The following is a 20226-nucleotide window of genomic DNA, read 5'->3' on the forward strand; positions in this document are numbered from 1 at the left end:
AGTTTGACCGATGACGAATAACGTCGCGGTAATCGGCGCCGGGCCAGGCGGACTGGTCGCCGCGCGCTGGCTGTTACACCAGGGACTTGAGCCGACCATCTTCGAGCAGGCCCCCATGCTGGGTGGGCAATGGGCGGGTCTGGATGGTCGCAGCGGCGTGTGGCCGAGCATGCACACCAACAGCAGTCGCACCGTCACAGCCTTCAGCGACCTCGATCACACGACGGACCATGTCTACTTGTCCAACCGCGAGGTCCTCGACTATTTGCACCGCTACGCAGACACGTTCGGCCTGACGCCGCGCATCCGGCTCGGTACCCGGGTCGAACTGATCAAGAAGGATCCAGCCGGCTGGGTTGTCACTCACGCCGGCGCCGACGAGCGCTTTGAACGAATTGTGGTGGCCAGCGGTCGATTTCATGCCCCCGCCATCCCTGCCGTGCCGGGGCTCGAGACCTTCTCCGGCCCCGTTGGCGTCATCTCCACCTATCACTACCGGGACGGATCGACGTATCGCGGCAAGCGAGTGCTCGTCGCCGGCTGTGCGATCAGCGCCCTGGAAATCGCGTCTGAGGTCGCCGAGCTCGGCGCGGCGCGCGTCGTCGTGACCCAGCAGCGGCAGCGCTATATCGCGCCGAAGTTCGCCGCCGGCGTTCCCTCCGACCACCGGCTCTACACCCGGTACGGCGCCTTGGCCACCGAGCATCTGGCCGCCGCCGAAGTCGACCAGATGCTCAAGGAGATCGTCGTCGGCGCCGCGGGCAGCCCGGATCAGTACGGCGCGCCCGCACCCCACCCCTTGTTGTCCACCGCCGGCGTGACGCTCAGTCAGCACTATCTACCACTGGTGGCCGAGGGCCGAATCTCGGTGCGCCCCTGGATGAAATCCGTTGCAGGCCCAATCGTGACGTTCGCCGACGGGCAGGCCGAGGAGTTCGACGGGATCGTCTTCGGCACCGGCTACCAGCTGTGTCTGCCCTTCCTGAGTGACGATATCCGGGCGATCCTCGACCTCGACACGGTGCATATGAACGCCGACCGCTACACCTTTCACCCCGACCTGCCGGGCCTGGCATTCATCGGCCTGTGGGACCAGTCCGGCGGATACTTTGTGCCGCTGGAACTTCAGGCCAGATGGGTCGCGTACACGTGGGGCGCCACGATCCCGGCAATCGGTGCGAACGACCAACGGTCGGCGATCGATGCGTATCGCGCCAATCGAGGAACATCGCAGAAAACCCGAATGGACCTCGCGGCGCTGACCTTCGCCCGCGCCGCCGGGGTCGAGCCCCGCCTGGGCAACTGGCCGCGGCTGCGCCGCGCCCTACTGTTCGGCCCCCTGGCGCCGAGTTGCTTCCGGCTCGAGGGCCCGGATGCCTTGCCAGATGCGGCCGAGCGGTTCGCCCGCGATGCCGCCCGCTTCGGAGCGATCACGTCAAACGACATGACCGAACGCGAAGCGAGCCAATGGTCGCGGGTCCAAGCCGCCGACCGGGGCCTCAGGCCGTCGGCGTCGCCGCTGCTTTAGGCCCGCGCCGCGCCGCGCCCCACAACCCGACGCCGATACCGATGACGGCGCCGCCCAGGCCGATCAGCTGTTGTGACCGCCTGAGCTCGCGGTGGACACTCAGCCCACCCAACAGGTCAGCCGCGTCGGCCCCGCCGGACGCGAGGAACCAGCCGCGAGTGTTCTTGCCGCGCAGCGCCGCCGAGGCGAGCAGCCCGCCGATCAACGCATCGCGGTATCCCATCGATCGCAGCAGCAGTCGTGCCGTCGGGGTCGGCTCCCCCGGGTCGCCCCACAGCTTGTTCGCACCGAGGGGATCGACGAGAAAATGGACACCAGAAGCGAGTCGGATACTGCCCGCGACAAGCGCGGCACGGTCGATCGGCATGGCCGCAGCCTATCCCTGCCTCACCGGGCCGCGGTAACCCCGTCCGCTCCCGCGCCGACGGCGTGTTTGGCAAGGCGGGCCGCGCCGGGAGCGCAGCTTTCCACGACCGCCTGTAGCTCGTCCGCGGACAGCCGAGCGGAGGCGCCGGTGAACTTCGGGTCGATAACGCTGGTGCCGAATTCAAGCCACTTCGCGTCCGCTTCGACACCCAGGAAACCCGCCAGCTGCACCAGCGACGAACGGGTGTCGGCGACCAGGCCCGCGTAGGACAGCGGAAGGTAACGGTCCGCGGGCAAGTCGGCGAGCTCGGATTCGCCGGTGACGATCAGCTCGCTCCACATCCGGGCAAAGCGCGTGATGGGCAGGTTCTGGCCCATCAGGGTGTCGACCTCGCAGGTGTCACCGACCAGCGACGCGAGCTCGATCGGTATCGCCGTCGGATCCAGCCGCAGGCCGGGGTGTCGGCGCTCCGGGTCGAGATCCAGCAGCTCCAGCGCGTCTTGAATCAGTGCCATCAGGCGAAATCCGGTGTGTTCGCTCATCGAGACCGCGGTGTCCGGGCCGTTGCGGAACAGGTGCACGAACTTTGCATCGGGGAATGTCTCACGTAGCCACGGGACACTGCTCAACGACATCGCGGACCGCTCCACCACCACGGTCCCGCCGAAATGCCTTGCGAGCCAGGCGAAGAGCCGCCCATAGTGTAGCCGCGACGTTTGCTCCGGCCACGACGGAACCTCCGCGGCAAGGGCATCGAATACTCCGTCGGGGTCCGACGACAGATGCGGCAGCGTCATCATCGAAATCGCGGGGATCCCGGTCGTGTTCGCGTCGAATCGAATGCCCTGCAGCCGCGGATAGATGAACTCCGGCATGGCCGAACCACCCCGGACCATGGAGTCGAAGATCGGGTGCGGCTCGGCCAGCATCCGCCAGAATTGTTCGCCCGACAGTACGTGGTCGGCCGCCGACGATGCGCGCACCGATAGGTAGAACTCGTTGAGGCTGAGCACATCTGGGTGAGCGGTGAGGATTCGCGACAGCGCGGTCGATCCGCTTCGCCCCACCGTGACGATGAATGTCAGCCCTCGAATCGGGTGCGCCGCGTCAGCGCCGTGCGCGGTGACGTCGAATGGACCGCCGACGGGGACCAGGGGCGCGACCGCCGACGCCGACTCCCGGGGTTCGTGCTTCTCGGGTTTGAACGTGAGGTAGCGCTTGTAGCGGCCCACGCTGCCCAGCAGGTAGTCGAAGTCGACGATGGTCTGGCGATGTGGCTCGCCGATGATCGCTCGCGTACCGGTCGTGTCGTACGTGCGGCTGTGCCCCAGGTACGGGAAAAATCCACTGGCCCACCGCAGTCGTCGTTCCAGCAGATTGGGGTCCTCGATCGGGCCCTCGACCAGCGTCAAGGGGATCGGCGAGAGCGCGTTGAAGAGGTCCACCAGCGTCTGTACCGCGACGTCGTGGTGGTGCACGACGTGGTAGGTGCTCAGGCCATCGGGAGCCAGCCGCATCAGGCGGACCATCTCGTCGGCGGCTTCGTCGGCCGGCATGTAGTTCAGATGGCCGTTGTGATCGCCGCTGAGTCTGATCGACATTTTGGTGCGCATCGGCCGCCCGGAGACCGAGAACAGGCGCATGCCGCTGTCCGCGGACGTGGACAGAAAGGAAAGCGGGTGCAGCGGGAAGTCCGGATGCGGCGGGCGATCGACGATCAGGGCGCTCGGCCGCAGCACGACGACCCGGCGCCCGGTGCGCCACGCCCAGTCCCGCACCAGCGACTCGGACTCGAACTTGGACTGCTCGTAGTTGTTCTCGAAGCCTTCGTCGTCTCCCAACTCGGTCTCGCAGATCAGACCCGAGCGGCGCTTGCCGGCGACGAAGGCGGTGGACACATGGAAAAGATCGGGCTGGCGCGATCCGGCCTCGGCGAGTTCGAGGATGCGAGTGGTCCCGCCGACGTTGGTGCGGCGCAGGTCGGCGAGGTCGGCGTCCAGCTCGATGCTGCCGGCGCAGTGCAAGATGGCATCGGCGCTGTCCGCGAGTTCCCGGAATCGGTCATCCGATAGCCCCAATTTGGGCGCGGAGAGGTCCACCGGCACGACGGCGAGCCGTTGGCGCAGCTCGTCCTCCGTCCACACCTGCCCATCGGTGACCGCCAGTGGGAGGGCCTTGCCGATGCGGGCGATTGGGTCCGACTGCGGCCGGGTAAGCAGGGTGAACGTCTCGTCGCCCCGAAGGAGTTCCCCCAGGATATGAATCCCGAGAAACCCGGTCGCGCCGGTGATCGCCCAGTGCATTGACACCCGTCCTCGCGCGAAACGTCGCGCCGAAACTGCCCGAATAGCCCCCTCGCGAACTTACTTGCCCAGCAGAGGTGCCGCCATCTGGTATGGATATTGGATCCCATTACCGCAGTTCAACGCGGTAGCGCGGCTGAGCAAGGCCTGTCCGCTACCGTCGGCTGTAATAGGTTTCTCGTCGCCGCCGATTCATCAATGAGAGACTTTGGAAGCGTTGCCTGGACATCACCTGCTCTCACGGCAGGCTGACTGCACCACCAGAGGAGACGAGAAATAGTGACAGCAGCTGCTGGCGCACCGGGGAGGACGGCGTGGTCCATGAGGATCACGGCGGACGTGCACGCCGACAACTACTGCTGGCTGAGGGCCGTATGAGCGATCCACGCGTGGACGACCAACGTCGCACGCCCTTTGTCGCACGGACGATCCATCAATTGTCTGTGCCCATCATCTTGGCGTGGCTGGCCCTCACCGTGATCGTGACGATGGCCATCCCCTCGCTCGAGAAGGTCGAGCAGGAGCGTTCGGTCTCGCTGAGCCCGAAGGATGCGCCGTCGATCCAGGCCATGCAGCGCTTGGGTAAAGACTTCAAGGAATCCAATTCCGACGCCTTGGCGATGATCGTCCTGGAAAGCCAGCAGCCCCTGCGCGACGATGCCCACCACTACTACAACCAATTGCTCAAACAATTGGAAAGCGATCCGGACCATATCCAGCACATTCAAGACCTGTGGGGAAATCCGGTCACGGCGAGCGGCGCGCAAAGCGAGGACGGTAAAGCCGCGTACGTGCAGCTCAAGCTTGCCGGCAACCAGGGCACGAGCCTGGCGAATGAGTCAGCCGACGCCGTGCGCCACATCGTGGATCGGATTCCTCCCCCGGCCGGGCTCAAGGTCTATGTCACCGGCCCGGCGCCGCTCATTTCGGACCTGAATCACAGCGGTCAGAAGACAATCCTCAAGGTCACGCTGGTGAGCCTCGCGGTGATCTTCATCATGCTGCTGCTCGTCTACCGGTCGCTTACCACCGTCATTCTGCTGCTGCTGATGGTCGGAATAGAACTGCAGGTGGCGCGCCAAATCGTCGCGTTCCTTGGGGATATCGGCGCCATCAGTCTTTCTACTTTCGCCGTCAATCTGCTGATCACTCTCGCGCTCGCGGCGGGAACCGACTACGGAATCTTTTTCGTCGGCCGCTATCAAGAGGCACGCCAGGCCGGCGAAGATCCGGCAACGGCCTATTTCACGACGTACCGCAGCACCGCCAAGGTTGTCTTGGCGTCCGGTTTGACGATCGCCGGATCGGTTTTCTGCCTCAGCTTCACCCGGATGCCCTATTTCCAGACGATCGGTATCCCCTGTGCGGTGGGCATGCTGGTTGCGGTGGCGATTGCGCTCACGCTCGTCCCGGCCGTTCTCGCCATCGGTGGCCGAGTCGGTTTGTTGGAGCCCCGGCGAAAGATCACGGATCGTCGTTGGCGCAGGATCGGCACGGCGGTCGTCCGGTGGCCGGGACCCATTTTCGCCGCGGCGTGCGCGGTCACTCTGGTGGGCCTGCTCGCCCTGCCGGGATATACGACGAACTACCACGACCGGGTGTATCTGCCCGAAGACCTGCCGACCAACCAGGGCTACGCGGCCGCAATTCGACACTTCCCACTGGGCCGGATGTTGCCCGAGTTCGTGTTGATCGAGGCCGATCACGACATGCGCAACCCTTCAGATTTTCTGGTCTTGGAACGCCTGGCCAAGGGCGTTCTCTCGGTTCCGGGCGTATCCCGGGTGCAATCCGTCACCCGACCGGCGGGAACCGCGATGGCGCACACGACGATTCCGTTCCGGTTCGGCGTCATGAACGCAAGCCAATTGGTGAACCTCGAATATCAAAAAGCTCGCATGAACGACATGCTCGTGCAGGCCGACGAGCTGAACAAAACGATCAGAATCACGACAACGCTGTATCACCTGATTCTTGAGCTCAACGCCGTGACCCATGACCTGGCCGGCAGGACGCACGAAGTTCAGCAAATCACCGGCGAGCTACGAGATCAGATTTCTAACTTCGAAGACTTCCTCAGACCGATCCGCAGCTACTTCTACTGGGAAAAGCACTGCTACGACATTCCCGTCTGCTTTGCGATCAGATCGCTTTTCGATTCGTTCGACGGCATCGACGCGATCAACGACAAGCTGGGCGAACTGGTCATCAACATCGACAAGATCGACGTGCTGATGCCGAAACTGGCCGCCGAGCTGCCGATTCAGATCGAAACCATGAAGAGCATGCGCAACATGATGCTGACCATGCATTCGACGATGACCGGCATCATCGGTCAGGCCGACTCGCAGGGCAATATCTCCACCGAGATGGGCGAGGCGTTCGACGCAGCGAAAAACGACGACACGTTCTACCTGCCGCCGGAGATTTTCAAGAACCCCACCTTCGAGCGCGTCATGGGACTGTTCATGTCGCCGGACGGCAAAGCGGCGCGCATGACCATTTCGGATAGGGGTGATCCCGCAACTCCCGAAGGTATTGCGCGCGTCCAGGCGATCAAGACCGCGGCCGAGGAGGCGCTCAAGTCGACACCGCTGGAAAGCGCCAGCATTTACGTCGGCGGCGTCTCGGCGACGTACAAAGACCTGCAAGACGGCTCCCGGTACGACCTGATGATCGCCGGAATCGCTTCCCTCTGCCTTATTTTCGCGATCATGCTGATGATCACCCGAAGTTTTGTGGCCGCGATGGTGATTGTGGGAACGGTCGTCACGTCGCTGGGGGCGTCCATCGGATTGTCCGTACTGCTCTGGCAGCACATCATCGGGCTCGGGCTGGAATGGCTCGTGTTGCCGATGTCCGTCATCATCCTGTTGGCGGTGGGATCCGACTACAACCTGCTGCTCGTCTCGCGAATGAAGGAAGAGCTCGGCGCCGGTATCAACACGGGCATTATTCGGGCGATGGGCGGTACCGGAAAGGTCGTCACGGCCGCCGGCCTGGTATTCGCCGTGACCATGGCCTCGATGGTGGTCAGCGATCTGACGGTGATCGGGCAAATCGGGACCACGATCGGTCTGGGCCTGCTGTTCGACACCTTGATCGTGCGCGCGTTCATGACGCCATCCATCGCCGCGCTGCTGCGACGCTGGTTCTGGTGGCCGTTGAAGGTGCGGCCGCGTCCGGCCAGTTACCTGCTTCGGTCCGAGGGGTCCCGTCCGCTGGTGCGTGCCCTGCTCGGCACCCGGGCGCCCGACTAACACCCCAAGCAGTCGTTCGCGGCCCGTACCATGGCCGACATGTCCGAGCCGGTACCAGCTACCGACAAGACTGTCGGGCTCGACGGTAGCGAGACCGTCGCCGCGCCCACTGCCGCGGAACCCGAGGCGGCCACGTCGGCGAACTCCGCCGGTTTCGCGTGGTCGCGCGACGACGACGTCGATGCGCCGAGCGACGCGGCGAACCCGCGCCAATCGTGGCGCGCCACCTGGCGCACCGCTGCCGCCCTGCTCGCGGCCGGGCTCGTGATCGCCGGTGCGATAGTCCTCGGGCGTTCACTGTTGACCACCCATCCCAAGGCGGCGGCGCTCGCAACCACCGCGACACCCACCTCCAAGGCGGCCCCGGCTCCAGGAACGGCGGCGACGGCCGCCCCGTCGTCGATTGTGTCGACGCCGGGTCAGGACAAGAAATACGTTCAGGATCTCAACGACCAGGGCATCTCCTTCGCCGATCCGGATGCCGCGATCTACAACGGCAAGATGGTGTGCGAGAACATCCGTCTGGGCATGACGGTGCAGCAGATAATCGCGGATTTCCGGGCGAGCAACCCCGCGCTCGGCAGCCATGCCGAGTCGTACGTGACCATCTCGGTCCACGCCTACTGCCCGCAGAACAGCAACCTCGTTGGCAGCGGGCCCTAGGCGGGACGTGGACGCCGTATGGGCAACTGATCACACCGGCCGCATCGGCACCAAAACGGTTGAACTAGAACACTTCTGAAATGCGACACCGTATGCGCCATCGAAATTCCAAACCATGTGGCGTCAGGTTCACGACGCCGATGTGGCGGGTGTGATCTACGCCCGCCCGAAGACGGCGAACCACATCGCGATGTATTGGCAGAGCGCCGCGATCGCGGTGCACGCATGGAACAACTCGTGATAGCCGAACGTCCTCGGCCACGGGTCGGGCCGGCGCAACCCGTAGAACACCGCGCCGATGCTGTACAGCGCGCCGCCGACGGCCAGCAAGACGGTCGCGGCCACGCCGGCGTTGTGCAGGATCAGCGGGCTGTACCAGATCGCAACCCAGCCGAGTAGCAGGTACAGCACAACCCCGAGCCACCGCGGCGCCGACGGCCAAAACAGGGTCAGCGCAATTCCGGCCGCCGCGCCACCCCACACGATCGCGAGCACCACGTACCCGGTCCCGCGCGGCATATCCAGCCTTGCGAACGGTGTGTAGCTGCCGGCGATGAACAAAAAGATCATCGAGTGGTCGAGCCGTCGCATCCACTTTCGGGCGGTCACCGACTCCCAATAGACGCGGTGGTAAATAGCGCTGACGGCGAACATCGCCACAATCGACAAGGTGTATGTCAGCGTCGAGTGCCCGGCCCGCTTGGATTCCAGCGCCCACGACGCCGCCGCCAGCACGGTACCCGCAATGAATGCGCATACGGCGCAATAGACGTGGATCCAGCCGCGCAGCCGCGGCCTCGCCAGGACCGCCGAATCGCTTTGATAACTCATTGTCCCCCCACGAATTTCATCGTCCTGCCGTAGCGTGGGCAATGGTTGTGTCGCGCCTATGAATTACCTGTACGCGCGTGACGCGAGGACCGGTGATATGTTCCGGCCACGACGTCACGGCCGCGCCCAAGGAGGATCGCTATCCGGACGAGCATCTGGTTTCGCTGGATGGCCAGGTACGGTGCGCCGCGCGCGTTCTTGGCGGTGCAGGCTCGCCGCGGACAACCCCTGGCCCGGTTTCTGCTGGGCCGGGCCCGCGGAGGCGAGAGCTATCGCCTGGTCGAGGACATCAGGCAACAGGGCCGCCTGGTGCGGCGGCCGTTTGTGTGGGTGAGCGCCGACCACGAAATCTGCCGGACGGTGTTGCGCGACGACCGGTTCGGGGTTACTAACATCGTAAATGCCCCTCTCCCCCAACCTTTTCCGGCATTACTGGAACGAACGGATCCCGGCCTGCCCAATCCGGTGGAGCGTCCGGCGATGGTGATGTCGAATCCCCCGGATCACACCCGGTATCGGCGCTTGTTCGCCCAGAGCTTCACGCCACGCGCCATCGACAAGCTCGGTACTCGGGTCGAAGAAATCACGGCCGAACTGCTCGATCGTTTGGAACACAACCCGCGACCCGACCTGGTCGCCGACTTCGCCACCGAACTGCCGGTCGCTGTGATCACCGAGATCCTGGGGTTGCCAACCGACGCGCGCCCGCAGGTGCGCGAGTGGGGCTATGGCTTGGCCCCGCTCTTGGATTTCGGTACCAACTGGAAGACGTTTCGCCACGCTGTCGAGCAGCTACGCGATGTCGACCGCTACGCCGCCCAATTCATCGAACGGGCGCGTGACGGTGACTCGCATGACGATCCATTCGGCCGCGTGGCCGCCGGCGGCGAGCTGACCCATCGCGAATTCGCCGCCAACGCAGCACTTCTGGTCGGCGCCGGGTTCGAGACGACGGTGAATCTGATCGGCAACGGAATCGTCCTGCTGCTGCAGCATCCCCAGCAGCTGGCACTACTACGCGACGACCCAGACCTCTGGCCGGCGGCGGTCGAAGAGATTCTGCGATTCGAAAGCCCCGTGCAGATGCTCGTGCGCACCGCGCGCCGCGACGCCGAAGTCGCTGGGGAGCACATCCGCGCCGGCTCGATGTTCGTGCTGTTGATGGGCGGCGCCAACCGCGATCCACGCGTATTCAGCGACCCCGGCCGGTTCGACATCACCCGATCCAATGCTCGAGACCACGTGGCATTCGGATCGGGCATCCACGGTTGCCTCGGCGCGGCGTTGGCGCGGATCGAGGGCGCCATCGCCCTGCGCACCCTATTCGAACGATTCCCCGGCCTGAGCCTGCGCGACCAGCCCGAACCACTCGGGCTGGTCACCTTGCACGGATATAAACGCCTACCGGTCGAATTGCGGGGAGACGCGCAGTCCGTCGACCTACGATGACGCCGGCGGCGGAGTCAGTTCCCCTGCGTGTTGGGGGCAGTAGGCGTTCACCGCGATCGTGGTGAACTGGACCGGGCTGTCCCCCTTGAATGCGGGGTTGCTCTCCTCCAGGTCCTTGATGACCTCGGTCTCGGGCATGCCTTCATCCATCAGTTTGCATTCGCTCTTGCCGACCCCGATGGCGACGCTCGGCGTCTGATAGGTGATGCCGGCGTTCTTCAGCTCGGTCAAAAAGTTCGTATCCGGACTCGGATCAGCCTGTGCCGGTGCGGCAACGGCGATGACAGCAGCAAAACTCGCAAAAACGACAACCCCTCGCATCGCTTCATCTTCCTATAGGCCGGCGCCGCTGTCTCGTCGACGTTTTTGGGATCGGTAGTCGCGGCCGCCCGATGTACTCATCGCAATCGCAAGGCCACCCAAGCAGCGAATGTGCAACAAATCGGGACAACGAAAGGAGCCCCTCCGTGACCAGCCTCTACGCGCTCAAGCCATGGTTCACCAAGCGTTTGACACCCATCGTCGACGCCGCAGTGGCGCGGCGGGTCTCCCCGGATGTGTTCACCGCTGCCGGCGTGACCGCGGCCGCTGGGGCCGGGGTGGCGGTCGCGTTCGGATGGTGGCCGCTCGCCGCGCTGTTCATGGTGCTCCGGCTGGCCGGGGCCAACCTCGACGGCGCGGTCGCCCGCGCCCGTGGCGTGAGCCGGCCCTGGGGGTTCGTCGTCAACGAGATCGGTGACCGCGCGGCGGATCTGCTCGCCTTCGCCGGCCTGGCGGTCTGGGCGGCCCGGCAGTACGGAGCCGGACTGCACTGGCTGTCCTGGCTGGTGTTGCAGGTGCTTGTCGCCGCGCTCGCCGCGACGCTTCCGACGTTCGCGTCGCTGGCCGCGGCGGCCGCGGGCGCAACGCGACGCAACGGTGGCCCGCTGGGCAAGACCGAGCGTTGCCTGTTCGTGGTGCTGGCCACCGCCTTTCCGGTCATCATGCCCGTGCTGCTGGCGCAGCTGGTGAACGGTTCACTGATCACCACGGTGCTGCGACTGCGGGCGGCGCGCCGCGAGCTGAGAGCTCAGCGCGTCGTCTTGGTGGAGCACTTCGACGCGGTAACGCAGCCGATCAGCACGATCACCCAACCGCTGAACCTCGTCACGCAACCCCTCACGGCAGTGGCAGCATGACCGCGAACCGGATGCCGAGCGTGCTTCGGCACTGGCTCTGGCGGACCGTGTGCGCCGCGTCGGGTGGGCTGACTGTGAGCGGACGCTGGCGCACCGCGGGTGGTTGCGTGGTCGTGGCCAATCACAGCTCGCATGCCGACTCCGCGGTACTGCTGGCGGCGCTGCCGCCGGCCACTCGGCCGGTGATCGGCGCGGCGGCCGACTATTGGTTCGCCGTGCCCGCGCGGCGCGTCGTCGCGACCTCGCTTATCGGCGTCCTGCCGGTGCGCCGATCCGGTGACGGCACCTATGCCGCGCTGCTCGCCGCGGCGGGCCCGGCCCTGAAGGCCGGACGCACCGTCGTCATCTACCCCGAGGGGACCCGATCGACCGACGGCACCATCGGCGAGTTCCGATCCGGTGCACTGCGACTGGCGCGCGATTGCGGCGTACCGATCGTTCCCGTCGCGATCGCCGGAACCGCCGACGTGCTGCCGAAGGACGGCCGCTACTCCCCCGCCCCGATGCGCGTCCACCTGGGCGCCCCCCTCGACCCGCACACCACGTCGGGCCCTCAATTGCGGGCGCACGTGCTGGCCTTGGGCGGGCATTCGGAGGCCGATGCCACCGACCGCTACGCACTCGCGTCCTGAGATGACGATCGTCGAGAACTACCTGTCGTTCGTCCACCGCGATCGGCGGATGCCGCTCAACGTCGATCTGGGTCCACTGCACATCCACGTCTACTCCCGGGCCGTGTTTCTGCTGTGGGTCACGGTGGCGATCCTGGCCCTGGCTGGCATCGTCGTTCTCGTCGCGCGCAAGCGGGAGCTGATCCAGAAGTGGCGCACCTGGGCGCTGATCGCACCCGTGGTCGGCCTCCCGGTGTGGCTCGGCCACGGCACCACCGCCGCGCTGGCGGCGGCACTGGCCGTCGTCGCGGTGACCGAATACGCGCGATTGGTGCGGGTGCGCCGACTGGATACCTGTGTGCTGGTGGCGCTGGCGGTGCTCTACCCGCTCGCCGCCTGGTTGCGCCCGTCGCTGTTGCAGCTCGCGCCCGTCGCCGTGCTGCTGTGCGCGGCGCCCTCGGTGCTCGACGGCGACGTTGAGCACGGCGCCAAGCGCACTGCTTTCGCCGGGTTCGGATCTGTGTGGATCTGCTGGTCGCTTGCACACCTCGTCATGGTGTGGCCGGACGCGTACTTACTCTGCTTCGCCGTCGCCGCCACCGACGTCGCCGCCTGGTGTGGCGGAAAGGGGTTGCGCCGCATGGCGTGGGCGCGTCAGCCGTTGTCGCCGTTGAGCCCCAACAAGACGGTCGGCGGGATGGTCGGCGCGATCATCGGGGCGTTCGTCATCCTCTCGCTGCTGGGCACTATTTCGATCGGACTGCTCGTCGCCGTCTCCATCGGTGGCCTTTTCGGCGACCTGCTGGAGTCCATGCTGAAGCGCCAAGCCCAGGTCAAGGACGCCGGCTGCTGGCTGCCGGGCTTCGGAGGTCTGCTCGATCGGATCGACTCGTTGCTACTGGTACTCCCCCTGGCCTATCTATTCGGATGAGGACTCACATGATGACCTATTCTCTGGTGCCCACGATCGCCGGCCGCCTCCCGCGGGCCATCACGATCGGCGGTCTCGACGTTCGCGACGTGAGTCTTACTCTCGAGCGCAATATTGTTGCACTGGACCGTATTTCGTTCACCGCACGTCCCGGCACGTTGACGGCGGTGATCGGCCCTTCGGGTGCGGGCAAGTCCACGCTTGCCAAAGTGATCACCGGAGCCGCACGTCCGACCAGCGGTGTGGTGGCATTGGACGGGCGCGACCTGCACACCGCGTCGTACGCGTCGTGGCGCAACCGGATCGGGATGGTGCCGCAGGACGACGTGGTGCACCCTCGGTTGACCGTCAGGCAGGCGCTGGAATTCGCCGCGGAACTGCGGATGCCCGCCGACACCGGCGCCGGCGATCGCGGTCAGGTAATCGCCTCGGTGCTCGAGGAGCTCGAGCTGACACCCCACACCGCGACCCGCATCGAAAAGTTGTCGGGCGGGCAGCGCAAGCGGGTGTCAATTGCCTTGGAGCTGTTGACACATCCCTCGCTGCTGGTGCTCGACGAACCCACGACGGGGCTGGATCCCGCGCTGGACCGCGCCGTCATGACAATGCTGCGCCGGCTCGCCGACGCGGGTCGGATGATCGTGGTGGTGACGCATTCGTTGACGTTCCTCGATGTGTGCGACCAGGTACTGCTGCTGGCCCCCGGCGGCAAGACCGCATTCTGCGGTCGCCCGGGAGAGATCGGATCGGCCATCGGAGCCCGCGACTGGGCCGACATTTTCGGCATCGTCTGCGCCGATCCCGACGGCATTCAACGGCGCTTCATGCAAGACGTCGGATCGCAGGCTGAACTCACGGCGATGCAGGTCATCTGCGATCTGCCCGCGGAGCCGGGCGAACCCGCACGGGCCGGCCGATGGCGCCAGCTGTCAACGCTTGCCCGCCGCCAAGTCCGGCTCCTTATCGCCAACCGCGGTTACTTCGCATTCCTCGCCGTACTGCCGTTCATCGTCGGGCTGCTGCCGCTGACCGTGGCCGGTCACGCCGGACTCGGCCAGGCGGATGCCTCCGTGCCGCTGGAAGCCAAGCATGTCATTGCGTTGACGAGCTTCGCCGCAATCCTGATGGGCATCACGCTCACCGCACGCGACCTTGTCGGTGAGCGCGCGATCTTTCATCGCGAGCACGCGGCCGGATTATCTACCGCCGCATACCTTCTGGCGAAGCTCGTGGTGTTTGGTGGAGTCGCGATGATGCAGTCGGCGATCCTGGTTCTGATCGTCACGGCGCCCGGGATCGGTAAGCCGGGGCCGTCGGGGGCTGCGGCACTGGGCAGCCCGATGTTCGAGCTGTTCGTTGGCGTAGCGGCGACGTGTGCGGTGGCGATGGTTGCGGGGCTGGCGATTTCGGCGTTGGCGCGCACCAGCGATCAGGTCATTGTGCTGCTGGCGATGACGCTGATGGCGCAGCTGGTGCTCGCGGGTGGGTTCATCCCGGTGACGGACCGGCCGCTGTTCGAGACCCTCGCCTGGTTCACCCCCGGGCGATGGGGCTTCGCGGCCACCGCGTCGACGGCAGATCTGACTCACCTCGTGGTGGGAATCGCGAAAGATCCCCACTGGCAGCACTCGGCGTCGTCATGGTTCTTCGACATGAGCATGTTGGGAGTGCTCGCCGTGGTCTTCGCCGGTGTCGCGTGGTGGAAAACGCGCACCAAAATGCGTGGCTGATCTAGACGTCGTAGTAGAGCTCGAACTCGTACGGGGTCGGCCGCAGGTTAAAAGGCGCGAGCTCGTAGTCGCGCTTGAAGTTGATCCACGTCTCGATCAAGTCGGGCGTGAAAACGCCTCCCTCAGTGAGGTATTCACTGTCCTGCTCCAACCGGTCGATCACCGCCGCCAGCTGGGTGGGTGCCTGCGGGATCTCCGCGGCCTCCTCGGGCGGCAGCTCGTAGAGGTCCTTGTCGACCGGCGGTGGTGGCTCGATCTTGTTCTTGATGCCGTCCAGGCCGGCCATCAGCATGGCCGCGAACGAGAGGTAGGGGTTGCCCGACGAGTCGGGAGAACGGAATTCCAGCCGCTTGGTCTTCGGGTTGGTGCCGGTGATCGGGATGCGCACGCACGCCGAGCGGTTGCGCTGGCTGTAGACCAGGTTGATCGGCGCCTCATAACCCGGGACCAGACGCTTATACGAGTTCACCGTCGGGTTGGTGAACGCCAGCAGCGACGGCGCGTGGTACAGCAGGCCACCGATGTAGTGTCGGGCGGTGTCCGACAGCCCGGCGTACCCGGTCTCGTCATACATCAAGGAGTTGCCGTCTTTCCACAGCGACTGGTGGCAGTGCATGCCGGAGCCGTTGTCACCGAACAACGGCTTGGGCATGAACGTCACGGTTTTGCCGGCCTGCCACGCGGTTTGCTTGACGATGTATTTGAACATCTGATGATCGTCAGCCGCGTGCAGCAACGTGTTGAACTTGTAGTTGATCTCGGCCTGGCCCCCACTGCCGACCTCATGGTGACCCTTCTCCAGAAGAAAGCCCGCGTTGGTCAGATGGGTGAGAATGTCATCGCGCAGGTCCACGTAGTGGTCGGTGGGGGCAACCGGAAAGTACCCGCCCTTGGGACGGACCTTGTAACCGAGGTTCGGGCTGCCGTCGGACTCGTTCGCTTCTCCGGTGTTCCACCACCCGGATGTCGCGTCCACCTTGTAGAAGGAGCCGTTGGTGCGCGAGTCGAAGCTGACCGAGTCGAAGATGTAGAACTCGGCCTCCGGGCCGAAGTACGCGGTGTCCGCGATGCCCGAGCTGATCAGGTAATTCTCGGCCTTGCGGGCGACGTTGCGGGGGTCGCGCGAGTACAACTCGAACGTGAAGGGGTCGTGCACGAAGAAGTTCACGTTGAGCGTCTTGCGGGCCCGGAACGGATCGATCGTCGCGGTCTCCGGATCGGGAAGCAGCAACATGTCGGACTCGTGGATCGACTGGAACCCGCGAATCGACGAGCCGTCGAACGCCAAGCCCTCCTCGAAGACGTTCTCGTCGAAGGCGTATATCGGAATTGTGAAGTGCTGCATGGTGCCTGGCAGGTCACAGAAGCGAACGTCGACATACTCAACGTGCTCATCTTTCGCGAGCCTGAAGATGTCGTCGGGTGTCTTTTCGGACAATGAATGCTCCTTTGCGTTATAGCGCGACAGCGCTTTCTACGCCTCGACTATTTCGTCCGCGTGACGAGCTCAAGTCGAACCTGTTGCACCTCAAAAAGACTTGCGGGACATCGCCGTTGACTTCTTTTGCCGGACTCCTTCCGGTGGCATGTTTCGGCATTGTGTCCGATAGTCATATGAGCCAGCGGACGCTGGTGGCAGCAGAGGTCGGAGTATTCATGGCGCACCACACGAAGTCGCAGCCGAATGGCGAACAGCCGGAGCACGTTCGGCAGCTCGACATCGATTAGTTTGTCGCGATCGACCTTGGCGACGAGCGGACGAATCGACAGCACAAAATGGGCGAGCTCTTTCAATTCCATCGCGAAATCATCGTCAGCGGCGACGACCCGCTGTCGAAGACGATCGCCGAGGAACTAAGGGGTGCGGGTGCGCGGATCATCAAGATCAACACCGCCGCCGATCTTCTGGGCGCCGGGGTCCATCGCGCGCGCGCCGTCGTCTGCGCTGGACCCAATGACGCGGTGAACCTCGAAATCGCGTTACTGGCACGGGAATACAGTCCGGATGTCCGCGTGGTGGCACGTCTGGCCAACGACGTGCTACGCGAAGCGGTGACCTCGGTCAACGGCCCCGGCGCGATCTTGGACGTCGCCGACCTCGCGGCACCATCCCTCGTCGAGGCAGTGCTGTCGCGTAACGCGCATCAGTTCGACACAGCCGGTATCGAATTCGTCGTCTGGGGATCCGAGGCGCCTTATAACGCGACGCTGCGCGAGATCTACGCCGACCTGGCTCCGGTGGCGGTGGTCCACGGCAAGAACTCACCCGCCCCCGGCGAGGTGGTGCCATGCCCCGGACGGGATCTGCAGGTCTACGCCGGCGACTGGACCTCGATGATCGGCGTCAAAGACGAATTGGAAGCCCGCGGGATCACGGTGCCCCCCGCGACCGCGACGCGCTCGCGTCACTCCCGGGTGCGGCGCGCCATCGATGCCGCGCGCGCCATGCGCGACGACGTGAACCCGCTGCTTTTCCCCTCGTTGGCCTTCGCGCTGTTCCTCACTCTCGGCTCCACTGCCGTGGAACACTTCGCCTATCAGCATCAGCGGATGTCGTGGATCGATGCGCTGTACTTCACCTCCGAGACGATCACGACCGTGGGCTACGGCGAATTCGGTTTCGGCCAGGAGTCCCTATTCCTGCGACTGTTCAACGTCGGGCTGATGTTCGGTGGTGCGATCGTCACCGCCATCCTCGTCGCGTTTCTCGCCGACCTGATGCTGTCCCGCCGCTTCGTCCAGACGGCCGGGCTGCGCCGGGCACGCCATATGCGCGACCACATCGTCGTGATCGGGCTGGGCTCGATTGGCGTCCGCGTCGTCAGCGATCTGACGACCGCCGGATACGACGTCCTCGTCATCGAGCCGAACGTGAACAACCGTTTTCTGTCTACCGTGGCCGAGCTGGACGTGCCGGTGATTTTCGGAGATTCGGCGATGCGCCAGACGCTGGAATCGGCCCGTGTCGATCGCGCCCGCGGAGTGGCGGTGGTGACCCAGGATGACATGGAAAACATCGAGACCGGGATCGTCTTGCTGGAGATCTTGGGATCCGACACCAAGGTGCCGATCGTCATGCGCGTTCAAGGCCGCGCGCTGGGCACCGCCGTGAATCGGCGGTTCGGTTTTGAAAACGTGCGGTCGATCGTCGACCTGGCGGCCCCGTGGTTCATCGGCGCGGCGATGGGCCTGCAGGTGCTGGGCACGTTTTGGGTTGGGCAGCGCTCCTTCATGGTCGGCGGAATGCTCGTGGCGGCGGGCAGCGAGCTCGATGGCCTGCGGATGGTCGACTTGTCCACCCAGGTGCGGGTCATCGCGATCACTCGACCGGAAGGGCCTGTTCGGCTGCGCCCCCGCCGCGACGCCCTGCTGAAGGCCGGCGACACCGTCTACGTCATCGGCCCGTACCGCGAGTTGATCGCGACACTGCGCAAGGGCCAGCCCCCGCCGCTGACCGCCGTCAACGGTGAGCGCGCAATGACGCTGGCCGCGGCACGTTCGGCGCACCGGCCGGACGCGCGCCCGCCGCGATGGGCGCCCGACCTGGAGGCTTGAGTCGCGCTGCGCTGGTCGCGGCGCAAATATAGTCGGATGGTCGACGGTGCCGGTGGAGGCGTATGGACATGCCCTTTGACGATGCAAGTGCGTCGCTTTCGGCTGCCGAACACGCGGATTCGCTGGTTGCCGCCGCCCGCAGCGACCCGGCGGCGCGGCTGGCGCTGCTGCGCCGGCTCTACGAAGTTCCGCGCGGTGTGGATCGGGGCTACTTGCCCTACCGGCGCGCGGCATCGGCGTTCATGGGATGGCAGCTGCGTCGTGGGCTGCTCAACCCCCACGACGACTCGTGCCCGGGCAGCCCATGGTGGCGGGCCGTGAACGAGACCCTGTTGCACGACACGGCGGAGGCCCGGGCTTTCGCATTCGGGCATCGGGGCGAGCCCAGTTCGCCCGCGGTCAGCACTCACCTCGAATTCATCCGACAACCAACCGCACGCAACTGGTATCGCGCGCACAACGCCTCGATCGCCGCGGGCTATTTGGCCAACGAGGCGCTAGCCCGTCAGGAAACGCGGGTGGAACGGTTCTTCATCAACGTCGTCCTCATCCGGGTGCTCTACGCCCATGCCCTGGTGGCCGCGCCACACCTGGCCATGGGCTGGCTTGCCCCGTTTGCGCGCCCCCTCGGCGACCCCCGCTTGGGCATGACCGGGATCTTCTTGTCGCTTTCGCGCATCCTCCCGGACCGCTATCCGCTGGGCGATGACGTCGAAACGTACATCGCGCTCGAGCACGGCTTCGGCCACTTGCTCGACGTCGGGGTCATCCAGCCCAGATGGGGCCGCCTCTACGAGTGGTCCTCGGACGAGCTGGGTCGCCCGGGGCTTCGCGACCTGCTGGCGGGTAACACGCCCACGTATGCGTGGGATGTCGAAGACGCCGAAGTCTGGCGGTTCACGCCGTCGCGACTGGCCCGTGCCGCGCGTCGGATCGTCCCGGCCTGAGCTCTTCTCAGAGTGCCGCGGAGCATCGAAACCGCTTTCCTGCCAACCGTTTTAGGGCAGGGCGTCACGCCTTGGCGAAGCAGTACATCCGATAGTCGGTGGATCCGCCGCTTTGCATGTCCTGGTAGACCCGCCACACGAGCACGTAGCCGTTGACCAAGAGCCACCTGTGCAGCACTGCCGGCACGAGGCGATCGACCGCGCGTACCCACCACTGCGAATTTCTCTCCATGCCGCGCACGACCTGCTCATTGATCGTCGTGTGGGAAAGCTCGGCCATCGGCGCATTGGCCAGTTGCGCTTCCCACCCGGCAACGGTGTCAGCGAAGCGGAAGTCGGCATACAAGAAATGCCCTCCCGGGCGCAGCACACGGCCCACCTCATCGAGGAAACGCGGAAACTCGCGGTAGAGATGCGAGGACTCGATATTGATCACCGCGTCGAATGATTGGTCGGGGAAAGGCAGATGCTCGGCGTCGCCTTTCACGAATTCCAGGCCGTCGAGATGGTGCCTTTTTTGGCAGAACGCGATGCCGACCGGATTCAAGTCCAGTCCGGTGTAGCAGGCCGGATGCACGGTACGCATCAGGTAGGAGGCTCCGCCGCCGTGGCCACAACCGACCTCCAGCACCCGCTTGCCGGCCAGGTCGACCTGGGTCGCGGTGCGGTGGTAGAGCTGGATAAAGTACCGGTCGTGCTCGTCGGCAGCCGATAGCGGCACGCCCATCGGCGGATCTTCCTCGTACCCGTAATTGAGGAACAACACATCGTCCGAACGAAGCCGACGAGTCAAGTATGGATAGAAATATTGGTAAATGAACTGGATGAATTTCGCTTTAATCGTCCAAATCGGTGACGGACGAAACTCCGGGG

At 65.0% G+C, this 20226-nt stretch carries 17 protein-coding genes; 10 read left to right on the forward strand and 7 right to left on the reverse strand.

The window, feature by feature from the left end:
- The first annotated feature begins 10 nt into the window (after positions 1 to 10).
- A complete protein-coding gene (locus tag G6N55_RS09320; protein ID WP_085225981.1) occupies positions 11 to 1528 on the forward strand; it encodes a flavin-containing monooxygenase in 1518 nt (505 codons plus the stop codon).
- Here G6N55_RS09320 and G6N55_RS09325 read toward each other — a convergent pair.
- Together G6N55_RS09325 and G6N55_RS09330 are read right to left on the reverse strand one after the other, a co-directional pair.
- Positions 1500 to 1895: a DUF4267 domain-containing protein gene (locus tag G6N55_RS09325; RefSeq protein ID WP_085225979.1), complete on the reverse strand. Its 396-nt coding sequence runs from the start codon at positions 1893 to 1895 to the stop codon at positions 1500 to 1502. The genes G6N55_RS09320 and G6N55_RS09325 overlap by 29 nt on opposite strands.
- Before the next feature lie 20 nt (positions 1896 to 1915).
- On the reverse strand, positions 1916 to 4198 hold the full coding sequence (locus tag G6N55_RS09330; protein WP_085225977.1) for an SDR family oxidoreductase: 2283 nt from the start codon (positions 4196 to 4198) through the stop codon (positions 1916 to 1918).
- 374 nt (positions 4199 to 4572) lie between these two features.
- On the opposite strand from G6N55_RS09330, the gene G6N55_RS09335 reads away from it, so the two are divergent.
- Both G6N55_RS09335 and G6N55_RS09340 read left to right on the forward strand, forming a co-directional pair.
- On the forward strand, positions 4573 to 7458 hold the full coding sequence (locus G6N55_RS09335; RefSeq protein WP_085225975.1) for an MMPL/RND family transporter: 2886 nt from the start codon (positions 4573 to 4575) through the stop codon (positions 7456 to 7458).
- A gap of 39 nt (positions 7459 to 7497) precedes the next feature.
- Positions 7498 to 8121 (forward strand): DUF732 domain-containing protein, encoded by a 624-nt coding sequence (locus tag G6N55_RS09340; protein WP_232078954.1) that lies wholly within the window; start codon positions 7498 to 7500, stop codon positions 8119 to 8121.
- Positions 8122 to 8277: 156 nt separating this feature from the next.
- Here G6N55_RS09340 and trhA read toward each other — a convergent pair whose 3' ends face one another.
- Positions 8278 to 8952, reverse strand: a complete 675-nt coding sequence (gene trhA, locus G6N55_RS09345) for a PAQR family membrane homeostasis protein TrhA (protein WP_085225971.1) — start codon at positions 8950 to 8952, stop codon at positions 8278 to 8280.
- A 141-nt stretch (positions 8953 to 9093) separates the two neighbouring features.
- Here trhA and G6N55_RS09350 point away from each other — a divergent pair, with 141 nt between their 5' ends.
- Positions 9094 to 10401 carry a cytochrome P450 gene (locus G6N55_RS09350; protein ID WP_372517567.1) on the forward strand — a complete coding sequence of 436 codons (1308 nt, stop codon included), beginning with the start codon at positions 9094 to 9096 and terminating at the stop codon, positions 10399 to 10401.
- Here G6N55_RS09350 and G6N55_RS09355 read toward each other — a convergent pair.
- Complete coding sequence (locus G6N55_RS09355; RefSeq protein ID WP_085225967.1) at positions 10393 to 10722, reverse strand: DUF732 domain-containing protein; 330 nt, start codon at positions 10720 to 10722, stop codon at positions 10393 to 10395. The two genes, G6N55_RS09350 and G6N55_RS09355, sit on opposite strands and share 9 nt — an antisense overlap.
- Positions 10723 to 10868: 146 nt before the next feature.
- Between G6N55_RS09355 and G6N55_RS09360 the strand changes: the two genes are divergently transcribed.
- Genes G6N55_RS09360 through G6N55_RS09375 form a run of 4 tightly spaced genes read left to right on the forward strand, consistent with a single transcriptional unit; the run spans position 10869 to position 14851 of the window.
- Positions 10869 to 11579 (forward strand): CDP-alcohol phosphatidyltransferase family protein, encoded by a 711-nt coding sequence (locus G6N55_RS09360; protein ID WP_085225965.1) that lies wholly within the window; start codon positions 10869 to 10871, stop codon positions 11577 to 11579.
- Positions 11576 to 12211, forward strand: coding sequence for a lysophospholipid acyltransferase family protein (locus tag G6N55_RS09365; protein ID WP_085225963.1), 636 nt, complete (start codon positions 11576 to 11578; stop codon positions 12209 to 12211). Before G6N55_RS09360 ends, G6N55_RS09365 begins: the two co-directional genes overlap by 4 nt.
- Before the next feature lies 1 nt (position 12212).
- A complete protein-coding gene (locus G6N55_RS09370; protein WP_085225961.1) occupies positions 12213 to 13121 on the forward strand; it encodes a phosphatidate cytidylyltransferase in 909 nt (302 codons plus the stop codon).
- 8 nt (positions 13122 to 13129) lie between these two features.
- Complete coding sequence (locus tag G6N55_RS09375; protein ID WP_232078955.1) at positions 13130 to 14851, forward strand: ABC transporter ATP-binding protein/permease; 1722 nt, start codon at positions 13130 to 13132, stop codon at positions 14849 to 14851.
- Position 14852: 1 nt separating this feature from the next.
- Here G6N55_RS09375 and glnA read toward each other — a convergent pair whose 3' ends face one another.
- Entirely contained in the window at positions 14853 to 16289 is a 1437-nt protein-coding gene (glnA, locus tag G6N55_RS09380) for a type I glutamate--ammonia ligase (RefSeq protein ID WP_085225957.1), read from the reverse strand.
- 47 nt (positions 16290 to 16336) lie between these two features.
- Positions 16337 to 16651: a hypothetical protein gene (locus tag G6N55_RS09385; RefSeq protein ID WP_139827046.1), complete on the reverse strand. Its 315-nt coding sequence runs from the start codon at positions 16649 to 16651 to the stop codon at positions 16337 to 16339.
- On the opposite strand from G6N55_RS09385, the gene G6N55_RS09390 reads away from it, so the two are divergent.
- Both G6N55_RS09390 and G6N55_RS09395 read left to right on the forward strand, forming a co-directional pair.
- Complete coding sequence (locus G6N55_RS09390; RefSeq protein WP_085225955.1) at positions 16628 to 18406, forward strand: NAD-binding protein; 1779 nt, start codon at positions 16628 to 16630, stop codon at positions 18404 to 18406. The two genes, G6N55_RS09385 and G6N55_RS09390, sit on opposite strands and share 24 nt — an antisense overlap.
- Before the next feature lie 68 nt (positions 18407 to 18474).
- Positions 18475 to 19353, forward strand: a complete 879-nt coding sequence (locus tag G6N55_RS09395) for a hypothetical protein (protein ID WP_085227020.1) — start codon at positions 18475 to 18477, stop codon at positions 19351 to 19353.
- 64 nt (positions 19354 to 19417) lie between these two features.
- On the opposite strand, the gene mtf2 is transcribed toward G6N55_RS09395, so the two are convergent.
- Positions 19418 to 20203, reverse strand: a complete 786-nt coding sequence (mtf2, locus tag G6N55_RS09400) for a fatty-acid O-methyltransferase Mtf2 (protein WP_085227018.1) — start codon at positions 20201 to 20203, stop codon at positions 19418 to 19420.
- Positions 20204 to 20226 lie beyond the last annotated feature (23 nt).

Source organism: Mycobacterium florentinum, assembly GCF_010730355.1.
GTDB lineage: Bacteria > Actinomycetota > Actinomycetes > Mycobacteriales > Mycobacteriaceae > Mycobacterium > Mycobacterium florentinum.